This is a genomic window from Terriglobus roseus DSM 18391 (assembly GCF_000265425.1).
Classification (GTDB): domain Bacteria; phylum Acidobacteriota; class Terriglobia; order Terriglobales; family Acidobacteriaceae; genus Terriglobus; species Terriglobus roseus.
In genome coordinates, this window is the sequence record NC_018014.1 from 594906 (window position 1) to 618673 (window position 23768).

Here is a 23768-nt window from a genome sequence, read left to right on the forward strand (position 1 = left end):
CGGATCAACCGGTGGTGTCATGCCGTGTTGAGCGCAATGCGTTCCCTTGCGGCATGATGCGAGGAAGTGCTTTGGCTGTCACAGGTAATCGTCTGCTTGATAAATTATCCGAACCAGTCCAGAAATTAATTCTTGCATCGTCCCGGCCGGTTGATTTGCCGGCGCGCATTCATCTCCACCGTTTGCATGAGACACCTACCCATATCTACTTTCTGTTGCGCGGAGCGGTGTCGCTTGTCGTGCATATGTCGGAGGGTGGATCGGCTGAGGTTGGGATGATTGGCCGCGAGGGCATGGTGGGCGGCGATGCGCTGCTGGGACCTGCACCGAGTGCTGTGGATGCGATCGTACAGATTGCCGGCGCGGGTCTTCGCGTTCCGTTGAAGGCGATGGAAGTGCTGTTCCACGACCATGAGGAGTTCCGGACCCGAGTGCTAGAGTTTCAGCAGAGCCAGATCAATATCTCCGGCCAGATCTCAGCGTGTAACAAGCTGCACGAGGCGGAGGCGCGGCTCTCGCGCTGGCTGCTGACGGCTGCGGACCGTTCCGGTAGCGATACACTTGGGCTGACGCAGGAGTATCTGGCGCAGATGCTGGGTTCGCAGAGGACAACGGTCGCGTTGGTGGCGGGCGTTTTGCAGCGTGCGGGTTTGATCGACTACCGGCGGGGCATGGTCAAAATTACGAATCGTGCCGGACTGACGGAAGCTGCCTGCACCTGCTATGACATCACACGGCAGATCACCGAACGGCTGTACCAGTAAGGCTGGACGCAAAAACTCTTCGCTACCAGCTTTCCTCTTTTCCCAAACTGTCATCTGTTTGTCTGTTGGCTTCCGCGCGGTGTCTGCGCGGGGTGGCCTACCTGACGTTCAGGAGTAGTCGGAAGGAGTTTCTTCACAGCGATGAGTTCGACGATTGGCAATATTCTCATGGACAAGCTGCCCGCGGAGATTCGCGACCGGGTGATGGCGTCGGCTACGTTTCTTGATCTCCCGATCCGTACGTCGCTGTTTCGTTCGCAGGAGATTCCGGAGTATCTCTACTTTCTGACCGGCGGGCTGACGTCTGCAGTGGTTGCGATGAACGATGGTGGCTCTGCCGAGGTGGGGATGTGCGGCAAGGAAGGCATCGTGGGAGCGAGCGCTCTGCTGGGGCCGGCGTTGATGCAGGTGGAGTGTTTTATGCAGATCGCGGGTATGGGATACCGCATGCCGCTAGCCGCTGCACGCAACTGCTTTGAGGCTGTCCCCGAGTTTCGCAGGATCGTACTGTCGTATGTGCAGGAACAGATGGTGATCGCGTCGCAGACGGGCGCATGTAACAAGCTGCATGATGCGCAGTCGCGCCTGGCGCGGTGGATATTGATGGTTGCGGATCGCATTGAGAGCGAGACGCTGGGGCTGACGCAGGAGTTCCTGGCAGAGATGCTGGGTACGCAGCGCAGTACGGTCGTACTGGTGGCGGGCCAGTTGCAAGATAAGGGTGCGATCCAATACCGCCGCGGTGTTGTGAAGATCCTGGACCGGTCGCTACTGACCAGCCTGGCATGCGAATGCTACGCGGTGACGAAGCGCTCACTGGATAACCTGCACCGATGAGATCGGGCCGCGCCAACAACGCGGTTGCTTTTTTCATCAGTGGAGACAAACATATCTCTGCGTGTTGCGCGAATGTCTGATAGGCGGCAGAAACCCTATAGCGTTGCAACGTACATTCGCGTGGAGACAGTTTCCGCAAGTACAGGAGACACATGAACCGTCCTATCCTCAGGGAGTTACTGGGAATGGACCGGACATCATGTTCTTTGTTCCCGGGGGCCCAAGGACAGACAGATGCCCGCGCGTTCGAATGTTTTGATTGAAGCACTTTCGCCAGATCTGCGGAAACAACTCCTCGCACTTGCGCGGACCGTGGATCTGCCGCAAGGCACCGTACTCTATGCCTCTGGCGAGCCATGCCAGTATGCCTATTTCCTTACCGGCGGCGTTGCCTCCGTGGTGGTCAGCGTCTCTGATGGCAGCTCTGCCGAGGTCGGCATGATCGGCGCGGAGAGTATCGCGGGTGGTCACGCCCTGCTGGGACCGCGACCGCCACTTTCGCAATGCTTTATGCAGGTTGCCGGCGGTGGACTTCGTGTTGCCGTCGCGGACCTGCGTCGGCTGTTCCTTGATTCAGAAGAGTTTCGTTCCCGGATCCTTGAAGCGCTGCAGTTGCAGATGCTGATGGTGGATCAGATTGCCGGCTGTAACAAGCTGCACCAGGCATCGGAGCGGTTGGCGCGCTGGCTGCTGACGGCCGCCGATCGCGTGAACAGCGAGACGGTTTGCCTGACGCAGGAGGCCATCTCCCAGATGCTGGGAACGCGCCGTACCACCGTTGCACTGGTGGCCGGTACGTTGCAGCGTTCGGGCATGATCGGCTATCGGCGCGGCCTGGTAAAGATCGTTGACCGGCCGGCTCTTACCGAGGCGGCGTGTGACTGCTATGGCATCACGCGGAAGCTGGTCGACGGTCTGTACAGCGAGCCGTTCGCACAGGCCTAAGGCTTACTGGTTGTCTTCGCTCGCACGGTACGCGGTAGCATGAGGTATGCGCTCATTTTCTCTTTTGCTGCTTGCCGCGGCCCTCGCGTCTCCGTTTGTCTCGTCCGCCGCACAGACCCCTGCGAAGATCCCCGTGAAGGTGGTCGTGGTGGCCATGTTCGAGGTGGGCAACGACACCGGTGACATGCCCGGCGAGTTCCAGCACTGGGTTGAGGGCGAGCACCTGACAAAGCGGTTCGCCCTGCCTGCCGCGTATCACGATGCCCTGATGAACGACGATGGCGTGCTAGGGATTGTGACCGGTGTTGGTACCGCTCGCGCTGCCGCAACGGTGATGGCGCTGGGCACCGATCCCCGCTTCGATCTGACGCATGCGTATTGGCTGGTTGCCGGTATCGGCGGGATCGATCCGCAGGTGGGATCGCTTGGATCGGCGGTGTGGTCGGACTGGATTGTGGACGGCGACATTGCGCATGAGATCGATCCGCGCGAGGCTCCGAAGGACTGGAAGACGGGGTATGTTCCTCTTCGTAAGAGCACGCCGTACGAAGAGCCGCGCACCGACGAGAACGGTATTGTCTTTCACCTGAATACGGGGCTGGTCGACTGGGCGTATGGTTTGACCCGCAATGTGAAGCTGCCGGACACGGCGGAGATCCGCGAGCGTCGCCAGGACTTTGCCGGCGAGAATGCGAAGCGTCCGCCGTTTGTTCTGCGCGGCGATAACCTGTCGGCCGGTACCTTCTGGCATGGCAAGATGCTGAATCAGTGGGCGCGCGACTGGGTGAAGTACCAGACGAACGGCGCGGGTACGTACGCAATCTGCGGCATGGAAGATACCGGCACGATGCAGTCGCTGACGTGGCTGGAGCGTGCGGGCAAGGTGGATGCGAAGCGCGTGCTGATCCTGCGCACGGCGAGCAACTATGACCAGCAGCGCCAAGGCCTGTCTGCCGCGGAGAGCCTGGCGGAGACGAAGATCACGAAGTACGGTGCGTTTCTGCCGTCACTGGATTCGGCGTACCGAGTGGGTGATGTGGTGGTGCGTTCCCTGTTAAGCAACTGGGCGCAGGATCGGGACCGCATGCCGGGTGCAACGCCAGAGATGTCGCCGGGTTCTGCGAAAAAGCCGACGCAGCCGTAACGACTTACCGACGGAAGTGAGCCCTCGTGCCAAGGCGCGGGGGCTTTTCTGCGTCTGGCTGTTGCAGGGCCAGGAAGCACGCGGCAGCTATGATGGAGCGGAATCGTCTGGAGCATGATGAAGATGAAGTCTGTTGTCCTCGCCGCTTTCGCCGCCGTTTCATTTGCTCTTCCCGTCGCCGCGCAAACTGTGTGTGATCCCCATGCTTACGGTGCGAAGGCCGATGGCAAGACGAAGGACACGGCCGCCATTCAGAAGGCGATCGAGATCTGTGCGCCCAAGCATGGGACGGTGATCCTGAAGGGCGGGACCTTCCTCTCCGGACCGCTGACACTGCGCAGCGACCTGACACTCGAGATCGACAAGGGCGCGACGCTGCTGGGTTCGCGGGATATCGACGACTACCCATTGCGTGAAGACGCGAAGTGGCGGCGTGTTGCGCTGCTGCACGCGGACCACGTCAGCAACCTGCGGGTTACGGGCGGGAAGACGGAGGGCGGCATCATCGACGGCTCCGGCGATATTTTCTGGGAGATGGCGCGGACGCATCGCGTGCCGAATGACACGAGTGGCAGCGGCGGTTACCCGCGGCCGATGCTGGTCGACATCACGGAGTCGCAGCACCTGACGTTCGACCACATCACGCTGCAGAACTCACCGATGTACAACCTGACGTTCTTCTTTTGCGACGGCATCAAGATCGATCACACGATCATTCGGAATCCGGCGAAGACGGGGCCGAACACGGATGGTATCGATCCGTTCTCGTCGAAGAACATTGAGATCTCGTATGTCGACATCGATACCGGTGATGACGACATTGCTCTCAAGAGCGGACTGGTGGAACGTGACCCGAAGATCGGGCCGGTGGAGCATGTCTATATCCACGACAGCATCTTTCGTCATGGCCATGGTCTGTCGGTCGGCAGCGAACTCGCGGGCGGCATCAGCGATGTGCGAGTTGAAAATATCGTGATGGAGAATACCGATGCGGGCGTGCGGATCAAGAGCAATCGCACCCGCGGCAACGACATCCATGATCTGCACTACAAGAACATCCAGATGACGGGTGTGGGCCAGCCGATCCAGATCACCGAGTATTACCCAAAGTGGCCTGCTGCCGGTACGGATACGGCGAAGGCTGTCGACGCGCACACGCCACGCTTCCATGACATTTCGCTCGAGAACATTACGGCTACGGGGGCTAAGGACGCCATCATCATCGGTATTCCCGAGTACCCGATCCAGAACCTGACGCTGACGAAGATCAGCATCAGCGGCGAGAAGGGGCTGCAGATCCGCAATGCGGAGGTGACGATGCAGGATGTGGTGGTGAAGCCGGCGAGCGGTGAGGCGATTGTGAAGGAAGAGGGCGCGAAGGTGGTTGTGAAGTAAGTGTTCGCGCCTACGCGCGAATACCCCACCCTTTCGCGGTAAAGCCTGCGAAAGAATGGGGCACCGGGATCGTATCGCTGCACCGGGAGGAACCCGAGGCTAAAGCCCCGTCGAAACGTTGGTTCATTCAGGGGCCTGAAGGCCCCTGCTCCTCCGTCTTGCTGCTGGCACGCGGCAAACTTACGAGCGGTTGATGTCCTTCAGCACATCGCTTACGCCGCTGGCTACCTTGCCGGCTGCGTCCTTGACGTGACCTACGAGCTGATCGCCTGCGCCTTCGTCGGCGAGGTCATAGTTGCCGGTGGCTTCGCCGATCTTCTGCTTGGCTGAGCCGAGCAGGCTTCCGCCGGTGCCGGTTACGCGCTGCTTGGCGCCCCATGCGCCTGCCTTGTTGGCGGCGCGCTCTACGTCTCCGTCGGCGTATGCGGGTGCGGACTCATTCAGAACAGCGATGACAGCGGCGGCCGCGCCGATGGTAAGACCTGCTAACAACCAGGGAAAAGCTTTCATGGTGCGTATCTCCTGATGACGTGAGATGCGGTGTGCGGGGACGCGGGGCTATGGTTCGGGATTGTTTTTGTCGGGTTGTCGGGGTTGGCTGGCTTTGGTGATGGATCGCGTTTTGTCTTGTTGGAGACTTCAGCGTTGGGCTGGTCGCGCGGATCGCGAACACTGTTGCATGTTTGCCCCCTGACATCGGTTGGGGTGGGCCAGCAGACATGCAGATCCCTCCGCTTTGCTGCGGGATGACAAGGTTTAAGGGTGAGAATCTCTTCGCTGCGGGAGGATGGGCTTCGCGGAGAGTTGTGCGCCGATTAGAAGCGCAGCAGGTAGCTTGCCTTTACGAAGAATTCGCGGCCGTCGTTCAGGTATTGGGGTGCGCGCGGCATGATGGTCTGGTCGGTATCGCAGCGGCCGTTGGGGAGTCGTGTGCAGAGGGCGCGGCTGAGGTTTTGCAGGTCGCTGTTGTAGCCCGCGTAGATGGCTGTGCCGGGGTGGGGCAGCCAGGTGAAGAGTACCTGCGTGCCGACCTGCTTGGTGCGTTCGAGGGAGCTGACGAGCGGGTTGCGGCCTACGGAGTCGTACTGGACGATGGCGCGCAGGCTGAAGGACCGGGTGAACTGGTAGTTGATCTTGGTGCGGAAGGTCTGGCTTTCGTAGACGTGGACGTGGCTTTGCGCGTCGAGTGCGCGGTCGAGCAGGTAGATGTTGTCGACGGTAAGCGAGCTGATGGGTTGCAGGGTGAGGGTTGCGTTCACGGTGTCGTCGGTGAGCAGTGTGGGCGGCGCTGTGCCTACGGGGTTGTAGTTGACAGTGGCGCCGTGGAAGGCCTGCAGGTTGACGGAGAACTGCGGCAGGGGCGCGGACCTGAAGACGAAGCCGATCTTGTTTTCGGCGAAGTTGGTGCGGCGGGTGAGGGCTGCGAAGTCGTTGGGGCCGAGGGTGTCGCTGTTGCCGTTGAAGATGGGCGCGAAGACGGTGTTGTGCGCAAACGCGACGAAGAAATCGTCACTGGTGTAGTGGAAGACTCGCTGGCCGCTGCGGTTGAAGGCGACGCGGAGATTCGTCTCGACACCGTAGGTTTGCAGGCCGAAGCGCTTGGCCCATGGGGATGTGGGATACCACTGATAGTTAGCCTGGGTGCTGGACTGCCGGACCTGCGGGATGGAGACGAAGCCGGGGTCTGTTTCGAAGCCCTGGCTGAAGTCGCGGTAGTTGGATTGGAAGAAGAAGCTGTGTCCGAGGCGCATGATCTGCATGCGCTCGGCCGGGCCGGCGGAGTAGGTGCCGTCCTGCTGGTGGGTGCTGCTGGCGACGGCCATGCCGGTGAGGGACCAGTGATGGCCCATCTGCCAGCGGAAGTCGATGCCGCCGACTCGGTTGGCTTTGCCGGCGAGCGTGCGTTGGACGTACATGGCTCCGAGGCTGGACTGGCTGCCGAGGTCTTGTGAGACGCGTGCTGCGACGGTTACGGCTCGCCTGTGGAAGAGGGGATCGTCCTGTGCGACGAAGGTGCCGGGATCGCGATCGTCAATGGCGAGGAAGCCGACGTTGGTGTGGCCGATCTTGCCGGTGGCGCGTGCGCCGAACTCGGGGTTGCCGATGGTGCGGGTGTAGAGCAGGGTGATGGGCGCGTCGAAGTAGCTGCTGTTCTCGAGGAAGAAGGGCCGCAGCTCGGGGTAGTAGAGGGCATAGCGCTGATTGACGCGGAACTGCGGCTGGTCGCTTTCGATCTGGCTGAAGTCAGGATTGATGGTGCCGTCGAGGACGATGGTGTCTTTGACGACGGCCTTGATGTCGCCGCCGGCGGTGCCGCTGAGGTTGCGATTGCTGAAGTAGGGGTTGTTGGCGTCGTCGGTGTTGAGTTCCTTGATGCGGTGGGCGATGCCGTAGGGGTTGAGCTGGATGTTGTGAGAGCTGGCGCCCTGCATGCCGAGGAGCGCGCCTTCCTGCGTGAGCGTTCCGCTGATGGATTGGGTGACGCGCGGCCAGTAGTCGGTTTCGCTGTTGCGTGGCAGGTCGCGGCGCAGGACCACGCCCCACTCGGGTGCATTGGCGCGGGAGCGGAGGCTGCGGAAGGGGATGGCGATCATGGCGAGCCAGCCCTTGGAGGTGCGGCGTGCGGCGCTGTCCCAGACCTGGTCGTAGCTGTTGTCGGTATTGCCGGGCTCGACCCAGTTGGAATCTTCCTGCACGCCTGCGGGATTGACCTGGAAGAGGACGCCGCGGCGACGGTCTTCCAGGGGGTCGAGGAGGATGCCGACGGAGTCGTCTGCGTCGATGTTCTCGCGGCGGGCGAGGTGGCCCCGGATGGTCTCGGGGTGGTGGTCGTAACAGACGAAGATTGCGAAGAAGGTGGTGGCGGTGCGGCCGAGCCAGACGTCGGTGCGTTCTGTGGGCTGGGCGTTGTCGATGGGGCTGTTCTGGATGAAGTTGCCGACGCGGGTCATGTGCTCTTTCACCCAGGCGGAGGGTTCCATGCCGTCGAAGTCGTTGAGCGAGGCATCGCGATCGAGTTTGGGGACGTTGGCCGTTAGATTTGCGCCATGCGCCTGGCGTGGTGAGGTGGGCGTGCGGCCGGCGGCGGCACCGGTCTGGGACTTTGCGGCGTCCTGCGCGTGGGTGAAGGCGGGGAGGCACAGCAGGGCAAGAGCGGCCGCGACGAGTCGGAGGCGCGACACCGCGGTGCGGGCGTGGGTACAGGGGATGAGCTTCATGGGACGTCTGCCGGCCAATACGCAAACCGCAGGCGGTCTGATCCCGATTTCTTCCGGGTTTCGGCTTGTGTCTTCAGCGTAGGCATGGCGACGGAGGAAAACGGTTACGAGGTATTCAAAAGGTAACGTCAAGTTGCGCAGCGGTGCCGCTTTTGGGCGTGTCGTCGCTGGAAACGCAGTCGCTTTAGACTCAGAGGGGTATGCCGACTGTCACTGCTGTTCGCTCGTTTGCGAAGATCAACCTGGGTTTGAGGATTGGGCCGCCGCGCGCGGACGGATTCCATCATCTGCACACGCTTTACCAGACGATCGGGCTGTTCGATGAGCTGACGGTGGAGGCGGAGCGCGCTCGGATGACGGAGATCCATCTGCAGTGCAGCGATCCCCGGGTGCCGGTGGACGGGCGGAACACGGTCTATCGGATTGTGGAAGCTGCGTTACAGGCGATGGATGTGACGGCGCACGTGAAGATCTTTCTGCGGAAACATCTGCCGATGCAGGGCGGGCTGGGCGCGGGGTCTGCGAATGCTGCGGCGGCGCTGCTGGGTCTGGAGCGGCAGTTGGGTATTGCGCTGCCGGGAGCGCAGCGGTTTGCGCTGGCGGAGCGGATTGGGTCGGATGTGCCGCTGTTCCTGGTGGGAGGGACGGTCTATGGGCATAACCGGGGCGAGCTGGTGATGCCTTATCCGGATATCCCGGAGACGCCATGCGTGGTGGTGGCGCCGGGTGTGGGATCGTCGACGCCGCTGGCGTTTCGCGCGTGGGACGAGCGGGTGAGTTCATTGACCCCGCAGGCCGCGCAGGGTAGACTTGATGAGTTGAGCCGCGTCTACGCGTCAGCCTTTGCCCCAACGGGTCCGGCGAGCGAGATCGGCGCCTCCGGTGCTTCCGGGGCACTCGATGCAGGGGATTCTGTCCCGCACGAATCTGGGAGCCTGGCCGGGAATCCTCTTCCTGCGCTTGTCCGTACCGGGATGGAAAACGACTTTCAAGAGGTCGTCTTTTCGCAGCATCCCTTTTTGCGAGACATTCTGCATGCCCTACAGGGCGATGAGGTCCTTCCGCGGGAGGAGCGTGCCTTTACGGCATCTCTTTCGGGTTCCGGGTCTTCCTTGTTTGGTCTTTATGGATCAACTGCTGCCGCTGAAGCGGCCCAGGCACGCGCGCAGGCGTTGGGTGTGCGGTCGTTTGTGACGACCACGCTATCGCGCAAGGCGTACTGGGGCGGTCTCTTCGTTTAGGGAACTGGCACATGCCGGTTGCGAAAACGAAAATTGGCCGCGGGCTGCAGCTGTGTCCTTAGTACACTGGTTGCGGCAGAGCTCTTCCGGGTGAACGACCCGGAATGATCTTTGGGCGATCGACTAATGGTAGGTCCAGTGCCTTTGAAGCACTTTGTCTAGGTTCGAATCCTAGTCGCCCAGCCATGATGCGTCGACGTTCCCCCACGTGGCGAAGAGGCCCGCAGGTAATCCTGTGGGTTCGTCGAGGAAGGGAGCAGAGACAGGACAATCCGGCAGAACCCAACCAACGCTAACCGGCTTGGAGGCTCGCACCGCATGACCGCTCAAAACACGATGGCACCCGTCGCTCCCACCACTCCCGAAAATCAGACCGTTACCGTTGCCACATCGGACCGCGCGCAGTTGACCGCTACCGATCGTGTCAAGCAGCCCGCTGCTGCACCTGCGGGCAAGCGATCCAGCCGCCTGGCGGACGATCGCCGTTTCAAGATCTTCTGCGGTTCCGCGAATCGCGCGCTTGCCGAAGAGGTCTGCCAGTTCCTGGGTGTGCCGCTTGGTCAGACGAAGCTGATCGCGTTTTCGGACGGTGAGATCCACTTCCAGTTGCTGGAGAATGTTCGCGGCGCCGATGTGTTCCTCGTGCAGCCCACAAGCTTTCCGGTTGATCGGCACATCATGGAGCTGCTGATCATGATCGACGCGCTGAAGCGCGCCTCTGCCGGACGTATTACCGTCGTTATTCCGTACTATGGCTACGCCCGCCAGGACCGTAAAGATCGTCCGCGCGTTGCCATTACGTCGAAGCTGGTTGCAGACCTGCTGCAGGCCGCCGGCGCGAACCGAGCACTGCTGGTCGATCTACACGCGGCACAGATCCAGGGTTTCTTTAATATCCCGGTGGATCACCTGTTCGCATCGCCTGTGCTGGTCGGCTACTTCCGCGATCTGAACCTGCCGAACCTGACGGTTGTGAGTCCGGATGCGGGCGGCGTGGAGCGTGCACGCTTCTTTGCGCAGAAGCTCGGCGTGCCACTGGCGATCGTCGACAAGCGCCGCACGGATATCAATGTCACCGAAGTGATGCACGTGATTGGCGATGTGAAGGACCGTACCTGCATCATCCTCGACGACATTGTCGATACGGCTGGAACGCTGACCAAGACGGCAGAGGCGTTGCTCAAGAACGGTGCGACCGATGTGTATGCCTGCGCTTCGCACGCTGTGCTCTCCGGTCCGGCGATCGAGCGCATTGCCGCCAGCCCATTGAAGGAGCTGGTTGTTACAAATACCATCCCGCTGCAGCCTGAGGCCGCGGCGCTGGACAAGATCAAGGTGCTCTCCGTTGCCGGCCTTCTGGGCCGCGCAATTGAAAGCATCCACATGGAGACGAGTGTAAGTTCGCTCTTCTCCTAAGTGAAGTTGTCGGGTAAGCAGTCGTCGCCCGATGTGAGTGAATCAATAACCCGCGGCCCAACCGCCGCAAAGGGAGCGAAGCGAAACTTCGTGCCCGAAAGGACAACATGGCAAACACCACAGAAGCAGTCAAGGCAACACTCCGCAGCGGTAAGTTCAACAAGAACGCAGCACGTCGCGTTCGCGTCTCCGGTCTGATCCCCGCAGTGATTTACGGCGCAGGCATTGAGTCGCAGGCGATCACGGTCGATCCGAAGTCGATCCTGAAGATCCTTCACTCGGAGTCGGGCCACAACACGATTTTCGATCTGAACATTGAGAACGGTGCAGGCGCGAAGGCCATGATCGTGGACTGGCAGTATGAGCCGATCAAGGGCAAGCTGCTGCACATCGATCTGAAGCGCATCGCGATGGACAAGACGATGAAGGTCTCCGTGCCGGTCATGCTGAGCGGTATCCCGGTCGGCGTGAAGATGGGTGGCGGCGTCCTGGATCAGGTTCTGCGTGAGATCGAAGTCGAGTGCTTCCCGGGCGATATCCCTTCGCACATCGACATCGATGTTACGAACCTGGAGCTGCACGGCGCGATCCACGTTTCGGACCTGCCGCACACCGGTTCGGTCAAGTTCCTCGCGGAAGAGACGGCACTGGTTGCACACGTGACCATCATCAAGGAAGAGGAAGTTGTCGCTGCTCCTGTCGTTGCCGAACCCGAAGTAACCAAGGGTAAGGGCAAGCCGGAAGCTGCTGCTGCTCCTGCTGCACCTGCGAAGAAGTAAATGATTGAGTTTCTGGTTTCTGGTTTCCAGTTTCTTGTGGGCTCGCCCGCAGACACTGGGAACCCGAACCGGAGACGAGGAAACATTGGGAGCGTAGCGACCGTGAAGCTGATCGTCGGCCTTGGAAACCCTGGCCCGGAGTACACCTTCACACCGCATAACGCGGGCTTTCTTGCTATCGACCGTATCGCGGAGGATCGCGGTGCGGTTGTGGCAAACCGCCGCAGCCGGGCACTTACCGGCAAGGTGGTCATCGCGGGCGAAGAGTGCCTGCTGGTGAAGCCTGAGACTTTTATGAACCTGAGCGGACTGTCGGTTGCGCCGCTGGTTCAGGAATACGAACTCGATCCAAAGCGGGACCTGATCGTGCTGTATGACGAACTGGCCTTCCCCCTCGGCGAGTTTCGGTTGCGGCCGAATGGCAGCAGCAACGGGCACAACGGTGTGAAGTCGATCACCGGGGTGCTTGGAACGGAAGATTGGATTCGCGTCCGGATTGGTGTCGGGAAACCAGCACTGCCGGACGGCCGCGAGATCAAGGCGGGTGGTAAGGATTACTTACTGACCCCGCTGCGCAAGACCGAACTCGCGGTGCTGGATGAAGTACTCGATCGCGTAACGAAAGCGGTTGAGGTGGTGGTGGGGCAGGGCATTGCAGTGGCGATGAACCAGTTCAACCGGAAAGATGTTTCGTAGTTTTTGGTTTCATAGTTTCTAGTTCCGTTGTGCACCACGAATCGAAAAGCGAGAAACCAGTAACAGAAACTGTATCTTCCAAACCTTCCAATGCGAGGGTGCGAGCGAGAGCCCGCAGAAAGAGAAACACATGAACCGTACTTATGAAGTGATGTACATCGTTCGTCCGGACCTCGAAGAGGCCGATCTCGAGAAGCTGATCGAAGGCTTCAACACCGTTGTGACCAACGGTGGTGGCGAAGTGACCAACATCGAGAAGCTCGGCCGTCGCCGCCTGGCTTACATCGTCCGCAAGTTCCAGGACGGTATCTACATCCTGCTGCACGTATCCGCTGACGGTCCGCTGATCGCTGAGCTGGAGCGCCGCCTGCGTGTTACGGAACAGGTGATCAAGTTCATCACCGTCCGCACGGACGAAGAGAACAAGCGCCTGGCCAAGGTGAAGGCACTGCGCGACAAGAAGGTCAAGGTCTCTGCACAGCAGGCACCCGCTCCTGTTGCACCGCCTGCACCCGCACCGGTTGCTGCTGAGCCCGTAGCTGCTGAGCCCGTTGCTGCAGCCGAGCCGGTTGCTGCTACCGAGCCGGAAGCCGCTCCCGTCACCGCGTAAATCGACTGAGTCGAATTACGACGTTGTGTAAGTGCGGCAGCGTGCCGGCTTACAAGAAATCCGCACCCGCGAGGGTCTGCTTCCAGATGACCATGGGATTCGATGCAATCCCGGAGCAAGACTTCGCCGAACCACTCGAAAGGATCAGGCAACATGGCTGACGAAACCAGCACCCCGAGCACCACTCCTTCCGCACCGGCGGCACCCAGCACCGGCGGCGGCTATCAGGGCAACAACTCCGGCCCGCGTCCTCCGCGTCCGTCGGGCGGCCCTGGCGGCCGTAAGTTCTTCCGTCGCAAGAAGGTCTGCAAGTTCTGCGTTGAGAAGATCGATGCGATCAGCTACCGCGACGTCCGTCTGCTTCAGGGCTTTGTGGCCGAGCGTGGCAAGATCACGCCGCGCCGTTTGACCGGTGTCTGCACCACGCACCAGCGTCAGCTGTCGCAGGCTATCAAGCAGTCGCGCAACATCGCCCTGCTGCCCTTCGCCGCGAAGTACTAAGCCCTTCAGGGCTTAGAGCCCTGGAAAGATTCTTCGCCGCGCAGGCGAAACTGGAGATAGAACATGGAAGTCATTCTGAAGGAAGACGTCGAGAAGCTGGGTCACCGCGGCGACGTCGTTAAGGTTGCGACCGGCTACGGCCGCAACTACCTGCTGCCGCAGCGTCTGGCGATTGAAGCCACCGTTGCCAACAAGGCTGTCATCGTGCAGATGAAGGAGTCCGCAGTCCGCAAGGCTGTAAAGGACAAGACCGCTGCAACGGAGCAGGCTGAGAAGCTGAGCAATGTTGAGGTCACCTTTGAGCGTAAGGTGGGCGCGAACGACGTTCTGTTCGGTTCGGTTACGTCGCAGGACATCGCGGCAGAGCTGGCCAAGCAGGGCTATGAGATCGACCGCCGCAAGATCGCACTGGACGAGCCGCTGAAGGCAATCGGCGAGTTCCACGTGCCGGTCAAGCTGTTCCGCGAAGTGTCCGCGCACGTCAAGGTCACCGTGAAGAGCGATGATCCCAACTACGTTCCGGGAGCACACGCAGCAGCCGCTGCAAATGCCGACGAGGGCGCAGTACGCGGCCGCGGCGACTACGAGAACGAACGCGAGCGCGACTAGTACTTTTGCGCAAGCGATTTAACGAAGGGCGTCGCGAGAGCGGCGCCCTTTTTCTTCACCAATCCCGGTGACCGGTTGTTCCGGATTCGGACGAAAACCTTACGTCTGATCACGGGTCTCCACCGGCGCGATCGGATGTTACGGCGAGCGATCCGATAGACTCGCGTTACGCATGATTCCCGCACGCCGACGTCAACGCCGCGGACCAGCGCCGGTCCATCCCTTCGATCAACTGCACGGTACGGATACAGGTTCGCTGATCCCTGGCGAAGACCTGGCGACCGGTCATCGCCATGACCGCCATATCACCGCGTATCACGGTGTTGCGCCTTCGCTGTTTCGCAAGCTGATGGATCGCTGGTTGCCGCTGGCGGTGCATCCGGTGGATCGCACGGCGTTTGTCGATATCGGTGCGGGGAAGGGGCGTGCGATGCTGCTGGCGGCGGAGTATCCGTTTCGGCGCATCGTTGGTGTGGAATTGCATCCTGCGTTGGCTGCGGCTACGCGAACCAATCTGGAACGGTGGCAGGCGTCGCATGAAGGGCCGCATATGCGTCTGGAAGAGGGCGATGCGATGCGATTGCGCATGCCTGCGGGGCCTTGCCTGCTGTTCCTCTTCAACCCGTTCGACATTGTGCTGATGGATCGGCTGCTGGATCGGCTGAAGGAGCAGTTCCGCACGCGGCCGCAGGACCTGGACATCCTGTATGTCAATGATGAACAGCGTCGATTGATGCAGGAGGAGCATCCGCAGTTTCAGGAGTTGTGGCGTGGCCGGATTCATCACTCGCATGAGGATCGCGCGGCGGATAAGGCGATCATCGAACATGACGCGGATGGTTTGTATGTGACGACTGGATATGAGGACTGCGGTATCTGGCGGTTGAAGGTATAGACACAGAAAGGCCCGGCACTGAGCCGGGCCTTTCTGCTGTTGAGCTAGTTATGCAACGTGCAGCTTCTCGATGCCGGTTTCGCGGAAGGGATCGATGACGATCTTTGTTACGCGGTCTTTCTTGTCGCGCCAGATTTTGTACATGTCCGGCACGTCGTTGATGCCGATGCGGTGCGAGATCATGAAGCTGGGATCGATCTGGCCCTGCTCGACGCGCTCGAGGAGTGGCTTGAGGTACTTGTGCATGTTGGTCTGGCCCATCTTCATGGTGATGCCCTTGCCGAAGGCTGCGCCGAAGTTGAGTTTGTTGAGCGCTCCGCCGTAGACACCGGGGATGGAGACGGTGCCGCCCTTTCGTACGCTCTGCAGGATCTGCCGCAGTGCGGTGGGACGATCGGTTTCGAGCATCAAGCCTTGCTCGACCTTGTCGTACATGGCGGACACGTCGGTGCCGTGCGCTTCCATGCCCACTGCGTCGATGCAGCTATCGGGACCGATGCCGCCTGTGAGATCGCGCAGAGCTTCGACGATGCTCTTGCCGTCGCTGTAGTCGATGACGGTGGCGCCACAGTAGTCGCGAGCGAGGGCGAGGCGCTCGGGGAAGCGATCGATGACGAAGACGTTGCCTGCACCCAGCATGTACGCGCTGGCTGCTGCAAAAAGGCCTACGGGACCAGCGCCCCAGATGGCGACGTTGTCGCCGGGCTGGATGTTTGCGTTCTCTGCGCCCTGGTAGCCGGTGGGATAGATGTCGGAGAGGAAGAGTACTTTTTCATCTTCAATGCCGCTCTCGATCTTGATCGGTCCAACGTCTGCGAAGGGCACGCGAACGTACTGTGCCTGGCCACCGGCGTAACCACCGTAGATGTGCGAATAGCCGAAGAGCGCCGATCCGCCGTAGCCGTACATTGCTTCGGCGACATGGGCGTTGGGGTTGCTGTTATCGCAGAGCGACCAGAGGTCCTTCTTGCAGCTGAAGCAGTTGCCGCAGGCGATGGTGAAGGGGACGACGACACGGTCGCCAACCTTCAGTTTCTTGACCTCGCTGCCGACTTCTTCGACGATGCCCATGAATTCGTGTCCGAGGATGTCGCCGGATTCCATCGTGGGGATGTAGCCGTCGTAGAGGTGCAGATCGCTGCCGCATATGGCGGTCCGTGTGATCCGCAGAATGGCGTCGCCCGGGTTCAGAATCTTCGGGTCGTCCACCGTTTGTACTTCTACTTTGCCTGTTCCCATCCAGCAAACTGCCTTCATCGTGTCGCTCCTGGCGCCGCGCGCCGTCTGATTCGATTCGTTAGGTTTCTTAACGTTTGCGATTGGGACTTATTCGTCCAGCATGGCGCGCACGCCGTACCAGGCGGCAGCGCCTGCGACGACGGCGACTCCGCCGATCAGCAGGGGAGAGATGCTGCTCGCTTCTTCGGGCATGTCCTGTGGGCGGGCACGATCGCTGGTGCCCGGGGGTGTCGGCATGTTCTCGCCCATGAGGAACTGCTTCCACTTACCCATGACGCCGCGTGGGCCGGCCGGCTGGCCTTCGACGGTTGGGATCTCTTTGCTTTCGATCAGTTCCTTCAGGTGGCGAAGGTTTTCGATGGTGGTCTGTTCCGGGCTGCGTGAGACGACGGCTGCTACGGCGTTTGCGAGGACACCGCCGGGGACGCGGAAGTCGCTGATCATGGCGACGATGGTGCCGCGGCCTGCGGGGTGTTCGACGAAGGTGATGGTGTTGGTAGTGCTCTCAAGCGGGCCGTTCACGATGCGCGAGACATGGCGCTCGCCGGGGACGGCTTCTAGAACTTCCGAGTCGAACTCCATCTGCTTGCGCGTGCCGGGATCTTCGATGAGCCAGTGGAAGGTGTTGTCGCCGGTGGCCGTGACGGAGATGACTCCCTCCTGCCAGGTGGGCAGCAACTCACCGCGACTGTAGACCTGGTAGACCTCGTGCGGCGTCGCGTTGATCGTCTGCACTGCGTGTGCGACGACGCGGCCGTCCTGCTTGCTGCGCGGCAGCGGGGTATAGTCACTGCCCTGCCGCGGAAACTTCACCTGTTCCATGTCTGCCATCTGTCAATCTCCCGCAGGCGTACCTGCAGTCCCAATAGACGGGCGATGCGGACGGCGAGTGGCCTACGGTCTGGGCCATCCGCCGCCATGTCCGACATCACACAGTGCGGTGAGATCAACAAGTTTCCTGTGGCAGCACCAGGATGGTCAGGCGCAACCGAGTTCGTGCAGGAAGAAGGCAAAGGTGTCCGCTGCAAGCTCGAAACGTTTGCGGACAGGCATGCCTCCGCCGTGGCCTGCGCGTGTCTCTACACGGATGAGCACCGGAGCGTCGCCTGCCTGTGCGGCTTGCATGGCTGCTGCGAACTTGAAGCTGTGCGCTGGGTAGACGCGGTCATCGTGGTCGGCGGTGGTGATCAGCGTTGCGGGATAGCTGGTGCCTGCGTGCAGGTTGTGCAATGGCGAGTAGGCGTAGATGGCGCGGAACTCTGCTTCGTCTTCGCTGGGCGCGCCGTAGTCCTGCTTCCATCCCCAGCCCACGGTGAACTTATCGAAGCGCAGCATGTCCATGACGCCTACCGCCGCATTCGCTGCGCGGAACAAGTCTGGCCGCTGCGTGAGCATGGCGCCGACGAGCAGGCCGCCGTTCGATCCGCCCTGAATGGCGAGCTTTGGTGTGGAGGTGTAGCGTTCGGCGATCAGCCACTCCGCGCAGGCGATGAAGTCGTCGAAGACATTTTGTTTCTTCGTGCGTGTGCCGGCCTCGTGCCATGCCTCGCCGTACTCGCCGCCGCCACGCAGACAGGCCTGCGCGTAGATGCCGCCGCGCTCGAGCCAGGCGATGTTCGTCGGAGAGAATGCAGGCGTAAGTGAGACGTTAAAACCACCGTAGGCGTAGAGCAGCGCCGGGTTACTGCCGTCGCGCACCAAGTCGCGCCTGTAGGTCAGGAAGAGCGGGATTTGTGTGCCGTCGTTCGACGTCACGAAGACCTGCTCGGTCGTGAATGCTGCAGGATCGAAGAGTAACTTCGGCTCACGGTAGGGCGCGGAGGTCATCGTCTCCAGGTCAAGCCGGTAGATGACGCCGGGTGTTGTGAAGTTGGTGAAGGTGTAGAAGGTTTCGGTGTCCTCGCGGCGACCACCGAAGCCGCCGGCGGATCCTACACCGGGCAGCGCGAGTGTCTGTAAGTGTGTGCCGTCTTCTGCGTGGACTTCCACCTGCGAACGCGCGTCCTTCAGATAACTCGCGATCAGTTTGTGGTGCACCAGTGATACACCTTCCAGCGTGGAGGTGCTCTCTGCGATGACGGTCTTCCAATGCTCGCGAGCGGGCGCGCCGAGGTCGATGGTGATGACCTTGCCGTTCGGCGCATCGAGCGTGGTGTAGAGCCAGAAGTGCGTGCCATCATTGCCGATGGGTGAGTAAGCTGCGTCCGCGACATCAATCACGCGCTGGACCTGGGCGTGGGCGTCTGCGAGGTCCAGGAAGGCGAGCGAGTTATTCGGGCTGGTGCCCTTGTGCTGCGAGAGGATGAGATAGCGTCCGTCATCGGTGACGCCGGCGTGCAGAAAGATCTCGGGATCGTCGGCACGTTCGAAGACGAGGACGTCTTCGCTCTGCGGCGTGCCCAGCTTGTGAAAGAAGATTTTTGCGAAGTGGTTCAACGCCTTCAGGGCGTCGCCCTCGGGCGGAGCATCGTAGCCGCTGTAGTAGAAGCCTGTTCCATCTAAGAGCCATGCGGGGGAACTGAACTTCGTCCACTGGATAACATCGGGTAAGTCGGCGCCGGTTGTCACATCGCGCACGATGATCTTCTTCCAGTCGCTGCCGGCGTCGGCGAAGGCGAGTGCGGCCAGGCGGCCGTCGTCGGTGATGCTCATACCTGCGAGTGCGACGGTGCCGTCGGTGGCGAGTGTGTTGGGATCGACGAGGACCTGCGGTGTGCCAGTGAGACCCTCCGTCCAATAGATCACGGACTGGTTCTGCAGGCCGCTGTTGTGTGCGTAGACGTACCGCGTGCCGTAGCGCGAGGGTGCTGAGAAGCGCTCGTAGTTGGTCAGCGCTTCCAGCCGTTCCAGCAGTGGCGCGCGAAAGGTCAGCGGCTCAAAGTAGCTGGCGGTGACGCGGTTCTCGGCGTCGATCCACGCCTTCGTCTCAGGAGCATCGATGTCTTCCATCCAACGGTACGGATCGGCGACCTGTGTGCCGAAGTATTCGTCAACCTGCTCAACGGTGTGCGGCTTTGGGTAGGGAAGTATGGCGGTGCTCCTTTGCTGCTGTTGTAAGTCTAACGAGGGTGTCGCCCCAGGCGCAGCGGAGGTTTGGGAGAGAATGATGGGGATGATGGCCATGAGAAAGATCGTGACTGTGTTGTTCCTGGCGCTCGGCGCCGCTGCATTCGCACAGACGCCGGCGACTCCGCCTGCAGCCGGTGCTGCGTCTCCCACGCAGGATGCTGCGTCTCCCACGCAGGATGCTGCGCCTACGACTCAGGATCCCGCGCAGCAGACGTACACGCTGCAGGCCGGCGCAAAGATCGTGCTGGTGCCAGCGACGGTCAGCATCAAGGGGCAGATCGTCTATGGCCTGAAGGCCGACAAGTTCCGCATCCTGGACAACGGTGTGCCGCAGCCCGTCACGCTGGACGAGGATGCCGAGGGTTTCGGACTGTCGCTGGTGGTGGCTGTTCAGTGCTCGCGCATGGCGATGATGGAGTACGAGAAGCTGCAGGGATTGCCAACGCTGGTGGAGTCGCTGGTGGGCGGCGGGCCGCATGAGGTCGCGCTGATCCGCTACGGCGCACACCCGGAGCTGGTGCAGCCCTTCACACGCTCGATGGCCAAGGTTGCGAGTGCGATGGCGCAGATGGGGCCATGCGAGGATGACGAGGCTGCAACGCGTGATGCCGTCAGTTACGCGAGCTCGATCCTGGAGAATCGGGATACTCATAACCGTCACGCTGTGTTGCTGGTGGGGGAGGCGCGCGATCACGGATCGTCTGTGAAGGAGAAGGATCTGATTGCGCAACTGGGACGCAGTAACACCGTGGTGGATGCGGTCGCTTATTCACCCGGTACGAACGAGACGATGAGCGACCTGAAACACTTTTCCGGCGGTCGCGGTCCGATCGGTTCCTTGATCATGGCGGTGCAGGGGATGCGTAAGAACACGGCGAAGGCCATCGCGGAAGAGTCTGGCGGAGATTACTTTCACTTCAACAACCGCGCGGGCTTCGATGACAGCTTAGGCAAGCTGACGAATCGCGTGCATAACTACTATCTGCTTAGCTTCCCGATTCCGCGTGGTGCGGAGAGTGGGCTGCATGAGATCCGGGTGACGGTGCCTGAGTATCCTGAGGCGGACATTCGGGCGAGGCGGAACTATTATGCGGGGGATGCTCCGCCGCCCGATGTGAAGTAGTGGTCTGTGATCCCGGCAGCGGAAGGCGACTGGAGACCCTTCCACTCCGGGATAACAATCCGGGCTAGGCCTAGCTCTTCACAGGGATCGTGAGCTTTTCGCCGGCCTTCAATGCATCCGGGTTCGCGAGTGAGTTGGCCTTCACGATCAGCGGATAGAGGTTGCCGTCGCCGTAGAAGTGCTGCGCGACCTTGCTGAGCATGTCGCCCGGCTTGACGGTGTAGGGCTGCGTGTCGCCGCCGGTGTTCACCAGTTCGTGGTGCAGGTCCGCGTAGGTAGCGTCGACCTTCTTGATCTGGTCCCAGACGAAGTTCAGGCATACCTGCGAGGGCAGCGTTGCCTTGACGTGCAGCTTGTCGCCTTCAAGCGATACATCCTGCAGCGCAGCGCCTTCCGGCGAGAAACGGTCGATTGCCTTCAGGACGGGTTCGTACTTCTGCTGCAGTGTTGCGAGATCAGCCATGGTGTTGTTCTCCTGATGGCTTTGGATGCGGAACGCTGACGCTGCGAATGCCTCTTGTGTGGCTTACGCCTGGGCCTTTGCTATGGCGCGGGTCTCATGCAGCGGACACACGCGAAGTGTGTCGAGAACGGCACGAAGTGCCTAGTTCATCCACTTGCGGTCGTTGGGCTTGCGGACTTCGTCTTCCGGTGCGATGTAGCGGCCCTCATCGTCGAACTTCACGATGCGATCCTGCTTGCGCATGTAGACCTCAAACTTGCGTGCGGCGCGGCGGCGCTTCCAGCGGATGTAGTCGTTGCGCAGGCCGTAGTAGCGCTCAGCGGCTGTGGCGCTCATGCCGCGACGGTGCGCCAGCTTGACGTACAGGAACCCCGCCAGGCCGCAGGAGAGCGCGAGGAGCGCGGCGAAACTGTCCCTCTCGCGCAGCAGTGTCGCGACATACAAGAGGGCTCCCAGGATGACCATGTACTTGGCCTTGATGCGCAGGACGAAGAAGAGCAGGAACTCGACATCGCCAAAGAGTAGTGCGAAGGCCACCAGCACGCCAAAGAGCGGCGACGAGATGCCGGCCGCGACCAGAGCGACGCCCGGGCGGATGCCGAAGAAGCTGATGTGTCCACCGGTCAACATCGGCAGGCCGGCCAGCAGCGTTGCGATGAGCGCACCACCGACGACGGAGGTGTAGAAGAGCTCCGTAAACCAGCGCGAGCCGCGGCTTTCCTCCAGCATGGATCCTGTAAACCAAAGGGTCAGCAGTGAGAAGGCGGTGTTGAGGATGCCGATGTTCAGGAAGGCGTAGGTGACCAGCTCCCAGATGCGCAGGTGCCCGAGGACGGCCGAGGGCATCAGGATCATGAGGCCGACGATCGTGGAGGCGAAATTCGCCGAGATGAAGTTGAGCAGGGCGATGCCGAAGAACGCACCCACCAGCAAGAGCACCAGCTGGCGGACGGCGCCGCGGAAGGCAGGCAGGGAGAGCGTAACTGGACCGCGTCCGATGGGCATCCTCTTCATTTCACCACAGCGCGGCGTGCTGAGACCAATGCGCGCCGAGATGGAACTTCTGTTGTGGTGCGGTATCAAAATTCGGCGTGTACTCGAATTCTCCGGGTTTGCGTCCCAGGGGCTAAACAACCCACACGCATTGCGGCGCGTCTCCACAACGACAGATAGGCGCCTATCGCACGTGCGACTTGCACGGGTTGGCGACATCGTAGAATCTATGGCCTGGGCGATTAAGCCCGGCGAACAATAACCAGGAACCACACAAGAGGGAGCGATCCATGGCAGTGACTTGCCCAGAGTGCGATAACCCACTCGACATTGACCCGGACGAAGTCGAAGAAGGGGAAACCATCACCTGCGACGAGTGCGGATCGGAGTTTGACATCATCTCCACCGAACCGCTGCAGATTGTCCCCGTCGATTCCGAAGGCTACGACGACGAAGACGACGACTACGGCCGTGAAGCGACCGACGACGAAGAAGACTAGATGCGGCACGGATGTCGCGCTGTCGTGACTTGTGCGCGACTGTGCGGCATTCTTCGTGTCTGTATTGGGAGAGGATAGGTTGCAGGTGCATCGCACCGGCATCCTACAGTGATGACCATGAAGCGCTTGCTCCGTACACTCCGCACCGCACTAACTGTAACCGCTCTGCTGGTGCCCGCCACGCTTCTCCTGCACCCCGCGCATGCCGCTGGACAGGCCGCTACCTTCCGTTCCGTCACGGGAGACGTGACGAGCAAGGGCGGAGCCAAGGTGAAGGGTGCTGTGGTGCACCTGAAGGACACGAAGTCCCTGTCGCAGCGCAGCTACATCACGGCTGACGACGGCCAGTTTAAGTTCGGCCAGCTTTCGACCGGCACCGACTATGAGGTGTGGGCGGATCTGAACGGTGAGAAGAGCGCCGTGAAGACGCTGAGTTCGTTCGATAACAAGAACGCGATGGAAATCTCGTTGAAGATGCCGAACTAGTTTCGGCTTTCGAGATCGGTTGCAGAAACAGAAAGGCCCTGCGCGAGCAGGGCCTTTTCAAATTGCTGGAGAGATTGGAGCGTTACGCGACGACCGGGTCGATCGCTACGAAGCGGCCGTGGTTGCCACGGTCGATGAACTGCACGCGTCCGCCAATCTTGGCGAACAGGGTGTCGTCCTTGCCACGGCCGACGTTCAGGCCCGGCTTCAGCGGTGTTCCACGCTGACGCACGATGATGCTGCCGCCTGTGACCACTTCGCCTGCAAACTTCTTCACGCCCAGACGCTGCGCGTTGGAGTCACGACCGTTGGAAGAAGAACCGCCACCTTTTTTATGTGCCATTACATTGCCTCGTTGCGGGGTCGGATCTCGTCAGGGAGAACGCCCGCAGATATCTCAAAATGTTTGCCGCTGGTGCGGCAGATGCTGCAAAACTACTTGGCTTCGGCCTTGAAGCTCTTGCCGTTGACCAGGATCTCGTTGATTTTGACTTCAACGAAGTTCTGGCGGTGGCCCTGCATCTTCTTGTACTGCTTCTTGCGCTTGAAGTGGAAGACCAGGATCTTCTCGCCACGGCCTTCGCCGAGCACAGTTGCCGTAACCTTGGCGCCCGTCAGCTCCTGCTCAAACTTGCCCTCTTCGCCGCTTACAGCCAGCACGTCAGCAAACTCAATGGCGCCGTCGGTGTGCGCGGTCGTTTCAATCTTCAGGGTGTCTCCGGGAGCGACACGATACTGCTTTCCACCGGTGCGAATCACTGCGTACATCACAAACCTCCACGCCCGGCCGTTCGCCGGTGCGCATCCCTACCATTGAGCTCAAAATGAAAGGCGGCGGGGAAGGA

Annotated in this window: 25 protein-coding genes and 1 tRNA gene; 17 read left to right on the forward strand and 9 right to left on the reverse strand. The window is 60.9% G+C overall.

The features are described 5' to 3' along the window. Positions 1–182 precede the first annotated feature (182 nt). The 5 genes from TERRO_RS02565 (at position 183) to TERRO_RS02585 (ending at position 5085) form a co-directional block, all read left to right on the forward strand. On the forward strand, positions 183–764 hold the full coding sequence (locus tag TERRO_RS02565) for a Crp/Fnr family transcriptional regulator (protein ID WP_245536196.1): 582 nt from the start codon (positions 183–185) through the stop codon (positions 762–764). Between the two features lie 141 nt (positions 765–905). Further along, positions 906–1601: a Crp/Fnr family transcriptional regulator gene (locus TERRO_RS02570; RefSeq protein WP_014784439.1), complete on the forward strand. Its 696-nt coding sequence runs from the start codon at positions 906–908 to the stop codon at positions 1599–1601. Positions 1602–1835: 234 nt separating this feature from the next. After that, entirely contained in the window at positions 1836–2546 is a 711-nt protein-coding gene (locus TERRO_RS02575; RefSeq protein ID WP_014784440.1) for a Crp/Fnr family transcriptional regulator, read from the forward strand. Positions 2547–2592: 46 nt separating this feature from the next. Continuing rightward, positions 2593–3690 carry a purine nucleoside permease gene (locus TERRO_RS02580; protein ID WP_014784441.1) on the forward strand — a complete coding sequence of 366 codons (1098 nt, stop codon included), beginning with the start codon at positions 2593–2595 and terminating at the stop codon, positions 3688–3690. 123 nt (positions 3691–3813) lie between these two features. Next, a complete protein-coding gene (locus TERRO_RS02585) occupies positions 3814–5085 on the forward strand; it encodes a glycoside hydrolase family 28 protein (protein ID WP_014784442.1) in 1272 nt (423 codons plus the stop codon). 180 nt (positions 5086–5265) lie between these two features. Here TERRO_RS02585 and TERRO_RS23505 read toward each other — a convergent pair whose 3' ends face one another. Then, positions 5266–5595, reverse strand: a complete 330-nt coding sequence (locus TERRO_RS23505) for a CsbD family protein (RefSeq protein WP_014784443.1) — start codon at positions 5593–5595, stop codon at positions 5266–5268. A gap of 305 nt (positions 5596–5900) precedes the next feature. Next, complete coding sequence (locus TERRO_RS02595; RefSeq protein ID WP_014784444.1) at positions 5901–8303, reverse strand: carbohydrate binding family 9 domain-containing protein; 2403 nt, start codon at positions 8301–8303, stop codon at positions 5901–5903. 200 nt (positions 8304–8503) lie between these two features. On the opposite strand from TERRO_RS02595, the gene TERRO_RS02600 reads away from it, so the two are divergent. From TERRO_RS02600 to TERRO_RS02640, 9 genes are all read left to right on the forward strand, one after another. Then, the gene (locus TERRO_RS02600; RefSeq protein WP_014784445.1) at positions 8504–9544 is read left to right on the forward strand and encodes a 4-(cytidine 5'-diphospho)-2-C-methyl-D-erythritol kinase; all 1041 of its coding nucleotides are present in this window, start codon (positions 8504–8506) and stop codon (positions 9542–9544) included. 112 nt (positions 9545–9656) lie between these two features. Next, positions 9657–9730: transfer RNA gene (locus TERRO_RS02605), tRNA-Gln, on the forward strand. A 132-nt stretch (positions 9731–9862) separates the two neighbouring features. Continuing rightward, the gene (locus tag TERRO_RS02610; protein WP_014784446.1) at positions 9863–10960 is read left to right on the forward strand and encodes a ribose-phosphate diphosphokinase; all 1098 of its coding nucleotides are present in this window, start codon (positions 9863–9865) and stop codon (positions 10958–10960) included. Between the two features lie 107 nt (positions 10961–11067). Next, positions 11068–11739 carry a 50S ribosomal protein L25 gene (locus TERRO_RS02615; protein WP_014784447.1) on the forward strand — a complete coding sequence of 224 codons (672 nt, stop codon included), beginning with the start codon at positions 11068–11070 and terminating at the stop codon, positions 11737–11739. 102 nt (positions 11740–11841) lie between these two features. After that, entirely contained in the window at positions 11842–12435 is a 594-nt protein-coding gene (gene pth / locus TERRO_RS02620) for an aminoacyl-tRNA hydrolase (protein WP_041592898.1), read from the forward strand. Between the two features lie 130 nt (positions 12436–12565). Beyond that, positions 12566–13045 (forward strand): 30S ribosomal protein S6, encoded by a 480-nt coding sequence (gene rpsF / locus TERRO_RS02625; RefSeq protein ID WP_014784449.1) that lies wholly within the window; start codon positions 12566–12568, stop codon positions 13043–13045. Between the two features lie 153 nt (positions 13046–13198). After that, complete coding sequence (gene rpsR, locus TERRO_RS02630; RefSeq protein ID WP_014784450.1) at positions 13199–13546, forward strand: 30S ribosomal protein S18; 348 nt, start codon at positions 13199–13201, stop codon at positions 13544–13546. A gap of 63 nt (positions 13547–13609) precedes the next feature. Beyond that, positions 13610–14155, forward strand: coding sequence for a 50S ribosomal protein L9 (gene rplI, locus TERRO_RS02635; RefSeq protein ID WP_014784451.1), 546 nt, complete (start codon positions 13610–13612; stop codon positions 14153–14155). Positions 14156–14327: 172 nt separating this feature from the next. Continuing rightward, complete coding sequence (locus tag TERRO_RS02640; RefSeq protein ID WP_014784452.1) at positions 14328–15050, forward strand: class I SAM-dependent methyltransferase; 723 nt, start codon at positions 14328–14330, stop codon at positions 15048–15050. Between the two features lie 48 nt (positions 15051–15098). Here TERRO_RS02640 and TERRO_RS02645 read toward each other — a convergent pair whose 3' ends face one another. The 3 genes from TERRO_RS02645 to TERRO_RS02655 all read right to left on the reverse strand — a co-directional run bounded on the left by TERRO_RS02645 (position 15099) and on the right by TERRO_RS02655 (position 19412). Continuing rightward, positions 15099–16307, reverse strand: coding sequence for a zinc-dependent alcohol dehydrogenase (locus tag TERRO_RS02645; protein WP_014784453.1), 1209 nt, complete (start codon positions 16305–16307; stop codon positions 15099–15101). Positions 16308–16376: 69 nt separating this feature from the next. Continuing rightward, positions 16377–17120, reverse strand: coding sequence for an SRPBCC family protein (locus TERRO_RS02650; protein ID WP_014784454.1), 744 nt, complete (start codon positions 17118–17120; stop codon positions 16377–16379). 147 nt (positions 17121–17267) lie between these two features. After that, complete coding sequence (locus TERRO_RS02655) at positions 17268–19412, reverse strand: prolyl oligopeptidase family serine peptidase (protein WP_014784455.1); 2145 nt, start codon at positions 19410–19412, stop codon at positions 17268–17270. On the opposite strand from TERRO_RS02655, the gene TERRO_RS02660 reads away from it, so the two are divergent. Next, complete coding sequence (locus TERRO_RS02660; protein ID WP_157178231.1) at positions 19402–20481, forward strand: VWA domain-containing protein; 1080 nt, start codon at positions 19402–19404, stop codon at positions 20479–20481. The two genes, TERRO_RS02655 and TERRO_RS02660, sit on opposite strands and share 11 nt — an antisense overlap. Before the next feature lie 70 nt (positions 20482–20551). Here TERRO_RS02660 and TERRO_RS02665 read toward each other — a convergent pair whose 3' ends face one another. After that, positions 20552–20944, reverse strand: a complete 393-nt coding sequence (locus TERRO_RS02665; RefSeq protein ID WP_014784457.1) for a LysM peptidoglycan-binding domain-containing protein — start codon at positions 20942–20944, stop codon at positions 20552–20554. 141 nt (positions 20945–21085) lie between these two features. Then, entirely contained in the window at positions 21086–21958 is an 873-nt protein-coding gene (locus tag TERRO_RS02670; protein WP_245536197.1) for a rhomboid family intramembrane serine protease, read from the reverse strand. Between the two features lie 269 nt (positions 21959–22227). On the opposite strand from TERRO_RS02670, the gene TERRO_RS02680 reads away from it, so the two are divergent. Both TERRO_RS02680 and TERRO_RS02685 read left to right on the forward strand, forming a co-directional pair. Continuing rightward, entirely contained in the window at positions 22228–22437 is a 210-nt protein-coding gene (locus TERRO_RS02680; RefSeq protein WP_014784459.1) for a hypothetical protein, read from the forward strand. Positions 22438–22554: 117 nt separating this feature from the next. Beyond that, positions 22555–22923 carry a carboxypeptidase-like regulatory domain-containing protein gene (locus TERRO_RS02685; protein WP_245536198.1) on the forward strand — a complete coding sequence of 123 codons (369 nt, stop codon included), beginning with the start codon at positions 22555–22557 and terminating at the stop codon, positions 22921–22923. An 82-nt stretch (positions 22924–23005) separates the two neighbouring features. Here TERRO_RS02685 and rpmA read toward each other — a convergent pair whose 3' ends face one another. Together rpmA and rplU are read right to left on the reverse strand one after the other, a co-directional pair. After that, a complete protein-coding gene (gene rpmA, locus TERRO_RS02690; RefSeq protein ID WP_014784461.1) occupies positions 23006–23266 on the reverse strand; it encodes a 50S ribosomal protein L27 in 261 nt (86 codons plus the stop codon). Positions 23267–23358: 92 nt separating this feature from the next. Beyond that, entirely contained in the window at positions 23359–23691 is a 333-nt protein-coding gene (rplU, locus tag TERRO_RS02695; RefSeq protein ID WP_014784462.1) for a 50S ribosomal protein L21, read from the reverse strand. Positions 23692–23768 lie beyond the last annotated feature (77 nt).

What these genes read in the sequence shown, in the direction of transcription:
- TERRO_RS02570 (WP_014784439.1), top strand. Translation starts at nt 906, where the DNA reads ATGAGTTCGACGATTGGCAATATTCTCATGGACAAGCTGCCCGCGGAG.
- TERRO_RS02575 (WP_014784440.1), top strand. Translation starts at nt 1,836, where the DNA reads ATGCCCGCGCGTTCGAATGTTTTGATTGAAGCACTTTCGCCAGATCTG.
- TERRO_RS02580 (WP_014784441.1), top strand. Translation starts at nt 2,593, where the DNA reads ATGCGCTCATTTTCTCTTTTGCTGCTTGCCGCGGCCCTCGCGTCTCCG.
- TERRO_RS02585 (WP_014784442.1), top strand. Translation starts at nt 3,814, where the DNA reads ATGAAGTCTGTTGTCCTCGCCGCTTTCGCCGCCGTTTCATTTGCTCTT.
- TERRO_RS23505 (WP_014784443.1), bottom strand. Translation starts at nt 5,595, where the DNA reads ATGAAAGCTTTTCCCTGGTTGTTAGCAGGTCTTACCATCGGCGCGGCC.
- TERRO_RS02595 (WP_014784444.1), bottom strand. Translation starts at nt 8,303, where the DNA reads ATGAAGCTCATCCCCTGTACCCACGCCCGCACCGCGGTGTCGCGCCTC.
- TERRO_RS02600 (WP_014784445.1), top strand. Translation starts at nt 8,504, where the DNA reads ATGCCGACTGTCACTGCTGTTCGCTCGTTTGCGAAGATCAACCTGGGT.
- TERRO_RS02610 (WP_014784446.1), top strand. Translation starts at nt 9,863, where the DNA reads ATGACCGCTCAAAACACGATGGCACCCGTCGCTCCCACCACTCCCGAA.
- TERRO_RS02615 (WP_014784447.1), top strand. Translation starts at nt 11,068, where the DNA reads ATGGCAAACACCACAGAAGCAGTCAAGGCAACACTCCGCAGCGGTAAG.
- rpsF (WP_014784449.1), top strand. Translation starts at nt 12,566, where the DNA reads ATGAACCGTACTTATGAAGTGATGTACATCGTTCGTCCGGACCTCGAA.
- rpsR (WP_014784450.1), top strand. Translation starts at nt 13,199, where the DNA reads ATGGCTGACGAAACCAGCACCCCGAGCACCACTCCTTCCGCACCGGCG.
- rplI (WP_014784451.1), top strand. Translation starts at nt 13,610, where the DNA reads ATGGAAGTCATTCTGAAGGAAGACGTCGAGAAGCTGGGTCACCGCGGC.
- TERRO_RS02640 (WP_014784452.1), top strand. Translation starts at nt 14,328, where the DNA reads ATGATTCCCGCACGCCGACGTCAACGCCGCGGACCAGCGCCGGTCCAT.
- TERRO_RS02645 (WP_014784453.1), bottom strand. Translation starts at nt 16,307, where the DNA reads ATGAAGGCAGTTTGCTGGATGGGAACAGGCAAAGTAGAAGTACAAACG.
- TERRO_RS02650 (WP_014784454.1), bottom strand. Translation starts at nt 17,120, where the DNA reads ATGGCAGACATGGAACAGGTGAAGTTTCCGCGGCAGGGCAGTGACTAT.
- TERRO_RS02660 (WP_157178231.1), top strand. Translation starts at nt 19,402, where the DNA reads ATGATGGCCATGAGAAAGATCGTGACTGTGTTGTTCCTGGCGCTCGGC.
- TERRO_RS02655 (WP_014784455.1), bottom strand. Translation starts at nt 19,412, where the DNA reads ATGGCCATCATCCCCATCATTCTCTCCCAAACCTCCGCTGCGCCTGGG.
- TERRO_RS02665 (WP_014784457.1), bottom strand. Translation starts at nt 20,944, where the DNA reads ATGGCTGATCTCGCAACACTGCAGCAGAAGTACGAACCCGTCCTGAAG.
- TERRO_RS02670 (WP_245536197.1), bottom strand. Translation starts at nt 21,958, where the DNA reads ATGAAGAGGATGCCCATCGGACGCGGTCCAGTTACGCTCTCCCTGCCT.
- TERRO_RS02680 (WP_014784459.1), top strand. Translation starts at nt 22,228, where the DNA reads ATGGCAGTGACTTGCCCAGAGTGCGATAACCCACTCGACATTGACCCG.
- TERRO_RS02685 (WP_245536198.1), top strand. Translation starts at nt 22,555, where the DNA reads ATGAAGCGCTTGCTCCGTACACTCCGCACCGCACTAACTGTAACCGCT.
- rpmA (WP_014784461.1), bottom strand. Translation starts at nt 23,266, where the DNA reads ATGGCACATAAAAAAGGTGGCGGTTCTTCTTCCAACGGTCGTGACTCC.
- rplU (WP_014784462.1), bottom strand. Translation starts at nt 23,691, where the DNA reads ATGTACGCAGTGATTCGCACCGGTGGAAAGCAGTATCGTGTCGCTCCC.